The sequence below is a fragment of the Mesorhizobium delmotii genome (assembly GCF_900149755.1).
GTDB lineage: Bacteria > Pseudomonadota > Alphaproteobacteria > Rhizobiales > Rhizobiaceae > Mesorhizobium > Mesorhizobium delmotii.
The window spans coordinates 644,849-657,571 of the sequence record NZ_FUIG01000013.1; the positions used below are offsets into that span (position 1 = coordinate 644,849).

Here is a 12,723-nt window from a genome sequence, read left to right on the forward strand (position 1 = left end):
CTCGGCAGTTCTTGCCAAATAACCCCACCCGCGGCTTCGCCGCGACCTCCCCACAAGGGGGAGGTAGGGCGTCGCGCAAGTTCGCTGGCCCCGCCCGCTATCCGTGGCGGCGCCGGCGATGTCAACACATCAAACCGGCAACAGACTGACAGCCCATGACAGCAGCCGTTTCCTTCCAAAAAGTCTCGCGCCATTTCGGCAGCGTGCGCGCCGTCGATATGGTCGATCTCGACATCGTGCCGGGCGAGTTCTTTGCCATGCTTGGACCTTCGGGCTCCGGCAAGACAACCTGCCTACGTCTGATCGCCGGCTTCGAGCAGCCGACATCGGGCTCGATCTCCATCTTCGGCGAACGTGCCGAAGGCGTTCCGCCCTATCGCCGCAACGTCAACACCGTCTTCCAGGACTACGCGCTGTTTCCGCATCTGAACGTGCTCGACAATGTCGCCTACGGGCTGATGGTCAAGGGCGTCGGCAAGCTCGAGCGGCAGAAGGCGGCCGAGGAGGCATTGTCTCTGGTGCGGCTTCCTGGCTACGGTGCCCGCCGTCCCGGCCAGCTTTCCGGCGGCCAGCGCCAGCGCGTCGCGCTCGCCCGCGCCCTGGTCAACCAGCCCAAGGTGCTTTTGCTCGACGAGCCGCTTGGCGCGCTCGACCTCAAGCTGCGCGAGAACATGCAGGAGGAGCTGAAGTCGCTGCAGAAGGCGCTCGGCATCACCTTCGTCTTCGTCACCCACGACCAGGGCGAGGCCCTTTCGATGGCCGATCGCGTCGCCGTCTTCAACGACGGTAAGATCATGCAGATCGGCACGCCGGAGGACATCTACCAGCGCCCGAAGACGCGCTTCGTCGCCGATTTCGTCGGCTCGTCCAATGTGCTGCCGCCAGACTTCGTCCAGCGTTATTCCGGCCAGCATCGCTGGGGCAGCCTGCGGCCTGAATCCATTCGCATCGGCCGGGCGGCCAAGGGCGACGGCGTTGCCGCTCGTCTCGTCTCGACCAATTATCTCGGCGCCACGACAAGACTGGCGCTCGACGCCGACGGGCTGAGGCTGCATGCGATCGTGCCGGCCGGTGCGACATTGCCGAAGGAAGGTGAGACGGTCGTGCTCACCTTCAACCGCGAGCACCTGCATTTGATGGACGAGCCGGCATGATGGCGCTGAGGAAAGTCTTGGCTGACAGGCCAAGTGCGGCGCTTCACGGCGCCCCCCTCTGTCCTGCCGGACATCTCCCCCACGAGGGGGGAGATCGGCTGTCGCGACCACTTTCGCCAATCCTCAACGTTGCAGAAGAGGTGCTGCAGGCGAAGCTGCCGATCTCCCCCCAAGTGGGGGAGACGTCCGGCAGGACAGAGGGGGGCGCGAAGGAACGCGACCTGTCGAAGAAACCATGACTCTGACCGCGACCCAGGCAAAACCTGCCCCAGCCCTCCTTCCTCGCGCCGGCGGCCTGCACGGCGCGCTGTCGGACCTGTTCTGGCGCAAGCCGAAGCTGTTGCTGCTCTTGATGCTGCTGCCGCCGGTGCTGTGGCTCGGCATCGTCTATATTGGCTCGCTGTTCGCGCTGCTCTTGCAGAGTTTTTTCTCCATCGACGAATTCTCCGGCCTCATCAACCGGCAGTTCACGCTGAAGACCTATGGCGACCTGCTGCAGGCCGCCAATCTCGACATCATCCTGCGCACGGTGACGATGGCGGCCCTGGTCACGCTCGCCTCGGCGGTCATCGCCTTCCCCATCGCCTATTACGCGGCGCGCTATGCGCGCGGCCGCTGGAAGGCGCTGTTTTATCTCGGCATCATGCTGCCGCTATGGTCGAGCTATCTGGTCAAGATCTACGCCTGGAAGCTCATCCTCGCCAAGGAAGGCATCCTGACCTGGCTGCTCGCCAAGCTGCATTTCCTATGGCTGCTCGATGGCTGGCTGTCGCTGCCGATCGTCGGCGGCAATTCTCTGTCGGTGTCGTCCACCGGCACCTTCATCGTCTTCGTCTATGTCTGGCTGCCCTTCATGATCCTGCCGGTGCAGGCGGCACTTGAGCGCGTGCCCGGCAATCTGGTCGAGGCCTCATCGGACCTTGGCGCCTCGCCCGGCCAGACCTTCCGCAACGTGCTGTTCCCGCTGGCGCTGCCGGGCATCGTCGCCGGCTCGATCTTCACCTTCTCGCTGACGCTGGGCGATTACATCATCCCGCAGATCATCGGCACCTCGCGGCTTTTCATCGGCCAGGCCGTCTATTCGCAGCAGGGCACCGCCGGCAATATTCCGCTCGCCGCCGCCTTCACCGTGGTGCCCATCGTCATCATGGGTTTCTACCTCTGGGGCGCCAAGCGCATGGGGGCCTTCGATGCGCTCTGATGGCTCACAATCCGCCCCTCTTGGCCTGAAGATCGCCGCCGCCTGGGCCCTGCTGTTCCTGCATCTGCCGATCCTCCTGATCTTTATCTATGCCTTCACGACTGAGGAAAAGAGCTTCGTCTGGCCGCCGCCGGGGCTGACGACGCAGTGGTTCGCCGTCACCTGGAACCGCCCCGACGTGTGGGAAGCGCTGTCGCTGTCGGTCCGTGTCGCCGCCATCTCGACCGCCGTCGCCCTGGTCCTTGGCACGCTCTGCGCGGCGGCCGTGTCGCGAACACGGTTCTTTGGCCGCGAAACCATCTCGCTGCTGGTCATCCTGCCCATCGCGCTGCCCGGCATCATCACCGGCATCGCGCTGCGTTCGGCCTTTTCGCTGGCCGAGATTCCGTTCTCGTTCTGGACGATCGTGCTCGGCCACGCCACCTTCTGCGTCGTCGTTGTCTACAACAACGCAGTCGCCCGCTTTCGCCGCACCTCCGGTTCGATGATCGAGGCATCGATGGATCTGGGCGCTGACGGCTTCCAGACCTTCCGCCATGTCGTGCTGCCCAATATCGCCACCGCGCTGCTCGCCGGCGGCATGCTCGCCTTCGCGCTGTCGTTCGACGAGGTCATCGTCACCACCTTCACCGCCGGCCAGCAGCAGACGCTGCCGATCTGGATGCTGGAGGAACTGATCCGTCCGCGCCAGCGCCCAGTCACCAATGTCGTGGCCATGGTCGTCGTGCTGGTGACGCTGCTGCCCATCCTCCTTGCCTACTACCTGACCCGCGACGGCGACCAGATCGCCGGTTCGGGCAAATGACGTCAAGAATCCATAAGGGAGAGACTTCCATGGACACAAAGATGCTGATCGGCTCGAAATTCGAGAAGGGCACCGAAACCGAGGAGCCGATCCTCAATCCGAAGACCGGAGCGACTATCCTCAACCTGCCTGAAGCCAGCCAGGCGCAGATCGAGGCAGCAGTGCTTGCCGCCCAAAAGGCCTTCGTCACCTGGTCGCGCACCACGCCGGCGCAGCGCTCGGGTTATCTCCTGAAGATCGCCGATCGCATCGAGGCCGACGCAAAGGATTTCGCGGCACTCGAGGCGCTCAATTGCGGCAAGCCGATCAATGCCGTGCTCAACGACGAAATCCCGGCGATCGTCGACTGCTACCGCTTCTTTGCCGGCGCTGTCCGCTCGATGCCCGGCCAGGTCGCCGGCGAATACATTCCTGGTCACACTTCGATGGTCCGCCGCGATGCCATCGGTGTCGTCGCCTCGATCGCGCCATGGAACTATCCGCTGATGATGATGGCCTGGAAGCTGGCGCCGGCGATTGCCGGCGGCAACACCGTCGTCTTCAAGCCGTCGGAGCAGACGCCGCTGACCTCGCTGAAGCTGGCGAAGATCCTCGCTGGAATCCTGCCGGACGGTGTCGTCAATGTCGTGCTCGGCCGCGGCGACAGCGTCGGCAACACGCTGATCAACCACCCGAAAGTCAACATGATTTCGATCACCGGCGACGTCGCCACCGGCAAGAAGGTGCTGCAGGCCGCAGCCAAATCGGTCAAGCGCACGCATCTCGAACTCGGCGGCAAGGCGCCGGTCATCGTCTTCGACGATGCCGACCTCGGCGCGGTGATCAATGGCCTGCGCGCCTTCGGCTACTACAATGCCGGGCAGGACTGCACTGCCGCCTGCCGCATCTATGCCGGCAAGAAGATCTACGAAAAGCTCGTCGCCGACCTTTCCTCGGCCGTCTCGACCATCAAATACAACCGCCCCGACGACACCGAGAACGAGATCGGGCCGCTCATCTCACGCCGCCAGCGCGACCGCGTTTCGAGCTTCGTCGAACGCGCCTCGGAGCTGAAGCACATCGAGATCACCACCGGCGGCAAGCCGGGCGAAGGCTCCGGCTTCTTCTACCAGCCGACCGTCGTCGCCGGCGCGCTGCAGGAAGACGAGATCGTGCGCCGCGAAGTGTTCGGCCCGGTTGTCTCCGTCACTCGCTTTTCCGAGGTCGACGAGGCGGTGAACTGGGCGAATGACAGCGACTACGGCTTGGCATCGTCAGTATGGACGAAGGACGTTTCGCGCGCCATGGCGACGGCTGCCCGGCTGCAATATGGCTGCACCTGGATCAACACCCACTTCATGCTGACCAATGAGATGCCGCATGGCGGGCTGAAACAGTCCGGCTACGGCAAGGACATGTCGCTTTATGCACTGGAGGATTATACCGCTGTCCGCCATGTGATGGTGGCGCACGGGTAGCGCCTTCCCTTCTCCCCGTTGACGGCCCGTTGACGGTGAGAAGGTTGCCCGAAGGGCCGGATGAAGGGGCAGCACAGGTCTTGCTCAGCTGGTTCCGCCCCTCATCTGCCTGCCGGCATCGATCTGCCACCTGGCGCTGACATCGCTACCGCCTCACTCGTCCCATGCCTGCACGACGGTCTGCCGCGCAATCTGGCCGTCCTTCAGCTCCAGCATCGCCGCGCAGAACACTTTCGTGCCGTCCGGATAGGCGCATGCCTGGGTGAAGGCGAGGTTGTTGCCGTCGGCGATGGTGGTGTCGACCTTGTGGGTCATCGCCCGGCTGCAGATGTCGTCCCAGAATGTGCTGATCGCCGCGCGTCCGCGAATTTCGCGGGGCTTGCTTGGCGGATTGTTGCGGTCGATCACCCGCACCAGCGCGTCATCGGCATAGAAGCTCGCGAGCATTTTTCCGTCACGGCCTTCGATCGCATTCTTGATCGCCGCGCCATTCACTGGCTGTGTCTTGGTCGGCATTTTATCCTCCACGTGCCCGTCTTCACGATCGGGCGGTTGATGATCAGAAGCGGGTATCGATGCGGTCCGACAGGCCGGTGCCGCGCTTGTCGAACAGGATCAGCCGCGAGAAGGCTGAAAGCCGCTTCAGCAGCCGGCTGTAGCCTTCGTCTTCCCAGTGCAGGTCGAGATTGGAAATGAAGCCCGGCACGAAAACGAGATCGAACGATCCCTGGCCGACCACCTGATAGGCGATCCGCACGTCGCCACTTCGGGCGTATCGCGTTTCGATAGGCCTCACGAGATTTGTCCGCCCGGCCCGACGATTTCTGGTCGCTCAACATAGCAGAGGCGCGACGCCTACGGCAGATCAAACTTTAGAAGATGGGAATGCAAGCGTATGGGCCATGAAAGGCACGTTTGCTGACTACTTCTGCGAAGCGGCGATCCCGGCATTCGACTCACCGGCCCCAGGGCCTTTGCCGCCTGGAACGATGCCCCCGGCATCGGCGCGGAAGCCCACTGCTTCCGGTGCAGCCGGCCGCTTGATCCTTGCCGAGGCGGCCACGACAAGATCGTTGAAGCCTTCGCAACCGCCGTCCAGCATTTCGAACAACTGCCGCCGCATCCTCGGTTCCCAGAACTTGTTGATATGCTCGGCGACGCCGGCAATGCCTTCCTCGCGCGGCTTGGAGTGAAAAAAGGCGGCGATCTGATTGGCCATGCGGACCAGCTTCTCGCTGGTGCTCATGATGTGGCCTTCGTCATGCGACATGCTTGGCAACTCCGGAAACCACCCGTTCGGGGTGGGTGAAGATATCGAAATCATTGCCGCGCACCAAAGCCACCAGCGTCATGCCGGCGTCCTCGGCGGTGCGGATGGCAAGTGCCGTCGGCGCCGAAACGGCGATGATGAACGCAGCGCCGATCGCCGCCGTCTTCTGCACCATCTCGACCGAAACGCGCGATGTCACCACGACGGCACCCAAGGTGCCATCGATGCCGGCTTTGGCTAGCGCGCCGGCCAGCTTGTCGAGCGCGTTATGACGGCCGACATCCTCGCGCGCCATGACGATGCCCTTGCCGGAGATATAAAAACCGGCGGCGTGGACGGCGCCGGTCTCGGCATGCAGCGGCTGCACTCTCGACAAAAGCTTGACCGAACGGACGATGTCGTTCGCCGCAAGCGTAAGTTTTGACGAACCGACCGTCTCGACCGAGCGCATCGCCTCCTCGATCGACTCGATGCCGCACAGCCCGCAGCCGACCGGTCCGGCCAGCCGCCGGCGCCGCGCCTCGAACCGCGTATTGGCCTGGTCTTTGAGCCTGATCTGGATGTCGATGCCGGCGCCGTGATCTTCGACTTCGATCGCCTCAATTTCTTGCCGGTCGGCGATAATGCCCTCGGTCAGCGAGAAGCCGAGCGCGAAATCCTCGAAATCGGCTGGACTTGCCATCATCACCGCATGGGTGGTGCCGGCAAAGGAGAACGCCACCGGCGTCTCTTCCGGCACCATCCGGTTGGCGGCCACAGTGCCGCCGGCGCGGTGTGCCAGCCGCGAGATCTGCGTCGTGGCTTTGCGGCGCGCGCTCAAAGATTACTCCGCTGCTTCCAAGGTCGCGATGCGACGGCTGTTGCGGGCCTGCTCGTCATAGTCGAGCTGCCATTCCGACGGTCCGTTGGACGCGCCGACCTGCACCGCCGTCACCTTGTATTCCGGGCAGTTGGTCGCCCAGTCGGAGAAGTCGGTGGTGATGACGTTGGCCTGCGTGTCCGGATGGTGGAACGTTGTATAGACCACGCCCGGCGACACCTTGTCGGTGATCAGCGCGCGCAGCGTCGTCTCGCCGGAGCGGCTGGTCAGTCGGACCCAGTCACCGTCGCGCAGGCCGCGGTTTTCGGCGTCATGCGGGTGGATCTCGAGCCGGTCCTCGCTATGCCACATGATATTGTCGGTACGCCTGGTCTGCGCGCCGACATTGTACTGCGACAGGATGCGGCCGGTGGTCAGCAGCAGCGGGAAGCGCGGTCCCGTCCTCTCGTCGGTCGCGACATATTCGGTGCGGATGAACTTGCCCTTGCCGCGCACGAAGCCGCTGATATGCATGATCGGCGTACCTTCCGGCGCCTGCTCGTTGCACGGCCACTGCACCGAGCCCATCTTGTCCAGATAGTCAAAGGAAACCTTGGCGAAGCTCGGAGTCGTCTTGGCGATCTCGTCCATGATTTCCGACGGATGCTGGTAATTCCAGTCAAGCCCCATCGTCTGTGCGAGCTTCTGCGTCACTTCCCAGTCGGCCAGCCCGTTCTTCGGCGCCATCACCTTGCGCACGCGATTGATGCGGCGCTCGGCATTGGTGAAGGTGCCGTCCTTCTCGAGGAAAGTCGAGCCGGGCAGGAAGACATGCGCATAGTTGGCGGTCTCATTGAGGAAGAGATCGTGCACGACGACACATTCCATCGCGGCAAGGCCCGCGGCGACATGCTTGGTATCGGGATCGGACTGCAAAATGTCCTCGCCTTGCACATAGAGGCCCTTGAACGAGCCGTCGACGGCGGCGTCCAGCATATTGGGGATGCGCAGACCGGGCTCGTCGTCGAGCTTGACGCCCCACAGGCTCTCATAGATGTCGCGCACCGCATCGCCGGAGACGTGACGATAGCCGGGCAGCTCATGCGGGAACGAGCCCATGTCGCAGGAGCCCTGCACATTGTTCTGGCCGCGCAGTGGGTTCACGCCGACGCCCGGCCGGCCGATATTGCCGGTCGCCATGGCGAGGTTGGCGATGGCGATGACGGTGGTCGAACCCTGGCTGTGCTCGGTCACGCCGAGGCCGTAATAGATCGCGCCATTGCCGCCGGTGGCAAACAGCCGTGCGGCGCCGCGGATCTCTTCGGGATCGACATTGGCAAGCTGTCCGACGACTTCCGGGCTGTTTTCCGGTAGCGCCACGAACGATGCCCAGTCCTGGAACTCGTCCCAGTCGCAGCGCTCGCGGATGAAAGCTTCGTCGAACAGGCCTTCGGTGACGATCACATGCGCAAGCGCGGTGACCACGGCGACATTGGTGCCGGGCTTCAGCGGCAGATGATGCTGCGCCTCGATATGGGCCGAGCGCACGATGTCGGTGCGGCGCGGGTCGAGCACGATCAGCTTGGCGCCCTTGCGCAACCGCTTCTTCATGCGCGACGCAAATACCGGATGCGCGTCGGTCGGATTGGCACCGATGATCATTACCACGTCGGTTTGCTCGATCGAATCGAAATCCTGCGTGCCTGCCGAAGTGCCGAAGGTCTGGCCAAGGCCATAGCCGGTCGGCGAATGGCAGACGCGGGCGCAGGTATCGACATTGTTGTTGCGGAAACCTTGGCGGATCAGCTTCTGCACCAGATAGGTTTCCTCGTTCGTGCAGCGCGACGAGGTGATGCCGCCGATCGAGGTGCGGCCATACTGGTACTGGATGCGGCGGAATTCGTTGGCAGTATGGGCGAGCGCTTCTTCCCACGACACTTCGCGCCATGGATCGGTGACCTTTTCACGGATCATCGGATTGAGGATGCGCTCCTTGTGGGTCGAGTAGCCGTAGGCAAAACGTCCCTTGACGCAGCTATGGCCGCGGTTGGCCTTGCCGTCCTTGTAGGGCACCATGCGCACCAGCTCGTCGCCGCGCATTTCGGCCTTGAACGAGCAGCCGACGCCGCAATAGGCGCAGGTGGTGACCACCGAATGCTCCGGCTGGCCGATCTTGATCACCGATTTCTCGGAAAGCGTCGCTGTCGGACAGGCCTGCACGCAGGCGCCGCAGGACACGCATTCGCTGTCGATGAACAGCTGATGCATGCCGGGCGACACTCGGCTTTCGAAGCCGCGGCCCTCGATGGTCAGCGCGAAGGTGCCTTGCACTTCCTCGCAGGCGCGCACGCAGCGCGAGCAGACGATGCATTTCGACGGATCATAGGTGAAGTACGGGTTGGACTCGTCCTTCGCCATCCATTTGAAGTTTTCTGCGCCGTCGTTCTTCTTGAAAACGTGGTTGTCGCCCTCATAGCCGTAGCGCACGTCGCGCAGGCCGACGACGCCGGCCTGCGTCTGCAATTCGCAGTCGCCATTGGCAGCACAGGTCAGGCAGTCGAGCGGATGATCGGAGATGTAGAGCTCCATCACGCCGCGGCGGATGTCCTTCAGCCTTCCGGTCTGGGTGTGCACGACCATACCCGACGCCACCGGCGTCGTGCAGGAGGAGGGCGTGCCGTTGCGGCCGTCGATCTCGACCAGGCAGAGCCGACAGGAACCGAAGGCGTCGACCATGTCAGTGGCGCAGAGTTTTGGAATGGCGATGCCTGCTTCCATCGAGGCGCGCATGATCGAGGTGCCTTCCGGCACGGTGACGGTGAAGCCGTCGACGGTCAGCGTCACCTGCTTCTCGGCGGTCGAAGCCGGTGTGCCGTAGTCGATTTCCTGAACGAGACCCATGGCGAGGCTCCTATTCTGCTGCTTCGGCGACCGGCGCCGGCTTGAAATCATCGCGGAAGTGGTTGATTGCGCTCATCACCGGGTAGGGCGTGAAGCCACCCAGCGCGCAGAGCGAACCGAACTTCATCGTGTTGCAGAGGTCGGTCACCAGCTCGATCTGCTTTTCCGGCTCTATACCCCTGGCGATCTTGTCGATCGTCTCGACGCCGCGCGTCGAGCCGATGCGGCACGGCGTGCACTTGCCGCAGCTTTCGATGGCGCAGAACTCCATGGCGAAGCGCGCCTGCTTCAGCATGTCGGCTGTGTCGTCGAAGACGGTGATGCCGGCATGGCCGATCAGCCCGTCCTTGGCGGCGAATGCCTCGTAGTCGAAAGGCGTGTCGAACAGGGAGCGGGGAAAATAAGCTCCCAATGGACCCCCGACCTGCACCGCCTTGACCGGCCGTCCAGTCGCCGTGCCACCGCCGATGTCGTCGACGATCTCGCCAAGCGTCATGCCGAACGCCGCCTCGAACAGGCCGCCATATCTGACGTTACCGGCGATCTGGATCGGAATGGTGCCGCGCGAGCGACCCATGCCGAAATCCTTGTAGAAGGCAGCACCCTTGTCCATGATCACAGGCACCGAGGCCAGCGAGATGACGTTGTTAATCACCGTCGGCTTGCCAAACAGGCCCTGGATGGCCGGCAGTGGCGGCTTGGCGCGAACGACGCCGCGCTTGCCTTCGAGGCTGTTGAGCAGCGAGGTTTCCTCGCCGCAGACATAGGCGCCGGCGCCGACGCGAATTTCCATGTCGAAGGCGTTGGGCGAGCCCAGAACATTGACGCCGAGCAGGCCGGCCTTGCGGGCGACCTCGACCGCCTTCTGCATCATCGCCACCGCATGCGGATATTCCGAGCGGATATAGACAAAGCCCTTGCTCGCGCCGGTGGCGATGCCGGCGATCGCCATGCCTTCGATCAGCACGAAGGGGTCGCCCTCCATGATCATGCGGTCGGCGAAGGTTGCGCTGTCGCCCTCGTCGGCATTGCAGACGATGTACTTTTTGTCGGCCGTCGTATCGAGCACCGTCTTCCATTTGATCCCGGTCGGGAAGCCGGCGCCGCCGCGGCCACGCAGGCCCGACTCTGTCACCTGCTTGACGATGTCGGCCGGCGCTAGTCCCACGGCATTCTGCAGGCCCTTCAGCCCGCCATGCGCCTTGTAGTGATCGAGCGACAGCGGATTGATGACGCCGCAGCGCGCGAAGGTCAGCCGCGTCTGCCTAGCCAGGAACGGGATCTTGTCGGGTGCACCCAACCAGCGCTTGTGGTAGCCGCCGGTGAGAAAGCCACAGTCGAAAAGGCTTTTGACGTCGGACGGCTTTACCGGCCCATAGGCGACGCGGCCATTGGCTGTCGCCACCTCGACCATCGGCTCGAGGAAATAGGCGCCGCGCGAACCATTGCGCACGATCTTGGCCTCGATACCGCGATCGGCCAATTCCTTTTCGATCGCCTTGGCGACCTTTTCAGCACCGAGCGCCAGCGCGCCGGAATCGCCGGGAACGTAGATGCGCGGGATCATGAGCGCACCCCGGCAGCGATCTCGTCGAGCTTTTCGTCATCGAGCCGGCCGATCACCTCGCCGTCCAGCATCGCCGATGGCGCGCAAGCGCAAAGTCCGAGGCAATAAACCGGTTCCAGCGTCACCGAACCGTCGCGAGCCGTCTCGTGGAAGCCGATGCCCAGCAATTGCTTGAGCTTGGCGGCAATGGCATCCGAGCCCATCGATTGACAGGCTTCCGCCTGGCAGAGCTTCAGCACATGCCGCCCAGCCGGATGGCTGCGGTAGTCATGATAGAAGGTGACGACGCCGTGCACCTCTGCCTTGGAGATGTTCAGCGCCTCGGCGATCACCGGCAACGCGTCCTGCGGCACATGGCCGAACTCTTCCTGGATGCCGTGGAGGATCGGCAACAGCGGGCCTTCGAGGCCCTTCAACTCCTGGACGATCGCCGCCGTGCGCGACGCGATCTCGGTACCTGCAGGCTGCATTGTCATGCAGCGCCCTCCCTGGTCGTAGTAATCTTCCGCTAAGTGCTTAGGAAATCAGAGGAAACCCACCAAATCAATAAAGCTGATCCGTTGCTCGATAGAAATCTTCTATCGACACCGTCCAGCCTGCAATCTCTAGCTCAGTGGCGGGCGCGGAAATCGTCTGCCAGCGCCATCGCCTCGTCCAGCAGCGCCGAGACCAGCGGAGTGTGCGGCTCGCGCGGTGTCGCCACCAGCCCGACGGTGTGGCTGGCATCCGGCTCGACGATCGGAATGGCCCGGATCGGCTCGGAAAAGCCGAACGTTTCCGAGAGGTTGAGCGGCATGATCGACGACCATTTGCCGGTGCGGATATGGGAGAACAGCACGATCATCGAATTGGATTCGAGTGTCGGCCGCACCTGCACGCCGGCCTCGGCAAGGTGCTGGTCGATGATGCGGCGGTTCTGCATGTCCGGCGTCAACAGGCAAAGCGGCAGCTGGCTAAGCTCCGCCCATGTCACTTTGTCGCGGTCGGAATAGGGGGTTCCGACCGCGGTGATCAGCTGATAGCGCTCGTCATAGAGCGGCACGCTGGTCACCCGCCCCAGCGGCTCGTTGTCGAGATAGGTAATGCCGGCGTCGATATCGAAATTGCCGAGCAGCGACAGCACCTCGATCGAGGTGCGCGACAGCACCGAGAAGGTGACGCCGGGATGCTTGGCGCGAAAAGGTGTCGTCAGCCGAGCCACCATGGCCAGCGCTGTCGGGACGGCCGCGATGCGGATGCGCCCCGAGAGGCCGTGGCGCGCCGCCCGCATCTCCTCGCGCATGGTGCGGGTATCGCCGACGATGCGGCGCGCCCACACCAGCACCTGTTCTCCCTCCGGCGTCAGCCCCTGAAAGCGCGATCCGCGCAATACCAGCATCACGCCGAGCTGGCCCTCCAGCTGCTTGATGCCGGCCGAAAGCGTCGGCTGGGTGACGCCGCACACCTCCGCCGCCCGGCCGAAATGCTCTTCCCTGGCCAGCGCGATGAAGAATTCCAGCTTGTCGATCATGAGCGGACGCTACCCGGCCAAGTGCGGTTACGCCAGATGCATGCTGTTTTTGCTGGCGA

At 63.5% G+C, this 12,723-nt stretch carries 12 protein-coding genes; 4 read left to right on the forward strand and 8 right to left on the reverse strand.

Annotation, left to right across the window (positions count from 1 at the left end; translation table 11 throughout):
• Window positions 1-155: 155 nt before the first annotated feature.
• The 4 genes from BQ8482_RS04585 to BQ8482_RS04605 all read left to right on the forward strand — a co-directional run bounded on the left by BQ8482_RS04585 (window position 156) and on the right by BQ8482_RS04605 (window position 4,617).
• Window positions 156-1,154 (forward strand): ABC transporter ATP-binding protein, encoded by a 999-nt coding sequence (locus BQ8482_RS04585; protein ID WP_123146443.1) that lies wholly within the window; start codon window positions 156-158, stop codon window positions 1,152-1,154.
• A 235-nt stretch (window positions 1,155-1,389) separates the two neighbouring features.
• Complete coding sequence (locus BQ8482_RS04595; RefSeq protein WP_123146444.1) at window positions 1,390-2,355, forward strand: ABC transporter permease; 966 nt, start codon at window positions 1,390-1,392, stop codon at window positions 2,353-2,355.
• Window positions 2,345-3,160 carry an ABC transporter permease gene (locus tag BQ8482_RS04600; protein WP_123146445.1) on the forward strand — a complete coding sequence of 272 codons (816 nt, stop codon included), beginning with the start codon at window positions 2,345-2,347 and terminating at the stop codon, window positions 3,158-3,160. Before BQ8482_RS04595 ends, BQ8482_RS04600 begins: the two co-directional genes overlap by 11 nt.
• A 29-nt stretch (window positions 3,161-3,189) precedes the next feature.
• On the forward strand, window positions 3,190-4,617 hold the full coding sequence (locus BQ8482_RS04605) for a gamma-aminobutyraldehyde dehydrogenase (RefSeq protein WP_123146446.1): 1,428 nt from the start codon (window positions 3,190-3,192) through the stop codon (window positions 4,615-4,617).
• A 153-nt stretch (window positions 4,618-4,770) separates the two neighbouring features.
• On the opposite strand, the gene BQ8482_RS04610 is transcribed toward BQ8482_RS04605, so the two are convergent.
• From BQ8482_RS04610 to BQ8482_RS04645, 8 genes are all read right to left on the reverse strand, one after another.
• Entirely contained in the window at window positions 4,771-5,133 is a 363-nt protein-coding gene (locus BQ8482_RS04610) for a nuclear transport factor 2 family protein (protein ID WP_123146447.1), read from the reverse strand.
• A 43-nt stretch (window positions 5,134-5,176) separates the two neighbouring features.
• A complete protein-coding gene (locus BQ8482_RS04615) occupies window positions 5,177-5,413 on the reverse strand; it encodes an alpha/beta fold hydrolase (RefSeq protein ID WP_244602614.1) in 237 nt (78 codons plus the stop codon).
• Between the two features lie 126 nt (window positions 5,414-5,539).
• On the reverse strand, window positions 5,540-5,887 hold the full coding sequence (locus tag BQ8482_RS04620; RefSeq protein ID WP_123146448.1) for a formate dehydrogenase subunit delta: 348 nt from the start codon (window positions 5,885-5,887) through the stop codon (window positions 5,540-5,542).
• A complete protein-coding gene (gene fdhD, locus BQ8482_RS04625; protein ID WP_123146449.1) occupies window positions 5,877-6,707 on the reverse strand; it encodes a formate dehydrogenase accessory sulfurtransferase FdhD in 831 nt (276 codons plus the stop codon). Before fdhD ends, BQ8482_RS04620 begins: the two co-directional genes overlap by 11 nt.
• A 3-nt stretch (window positions 6,708-6,710) precedes the next feature.
• Window positions 6,711-9,587 (reverse strand): formate dehydrogenase subunit alpha, encoded by a 2,877-nt coding sequence (fdhF, locus tag BQ8482_RS04630; RefSeq protein ID WP_123146450.1) that lies wholly within the window; start codon window positions 9,585-9,587, stop codon window positions 6,711-6,713.
• A gap of 10 nt (window positions 9,588-9,597) precedes the next feature.
• Window positions 9,598-11,154 carry a formate dehydrogenase beta subunit gene (locus BQ8482_RS04635; RefSeq protein WP_123146451.1) on the reverse strand — a complete coding sequence of 519 codons (1,557 nt, stop codon included), beginning with the start codon at window positions 11,152-11,154 and terminating at the stop codon, window positions 9,598-9,600.
• Entirely contained in the window at window positions 11,151-11,630 is a 480-nt protein-coding gene (locus tag BQ8482_RS04640; RefSeq protein WP_123146452.1) for a formate dehydrogenase subunit gamma, read from the reverse strand. Before BQ8482_RS04640 ends, BQ8482_RS04635 begins: the two co-directional genes overlap by 4 nt.
• 134 nt (window positions 11,631-11,764) lie before the next feature.
• The gene (locus BQ8482_RS04645) at window positions 11,765-12,664 is read right to left on the reverse strand and encodes a LysR family transcriptional regulator (protein WP_123146453.1); all 900 of its coding nucleotides are present in this window, start codon (window positions 12,662-12,664) and stop codon (window positions 11,765-11,767) included.
• Window positions 12,665-12,723: the final 59 nt, after the last annotated feature.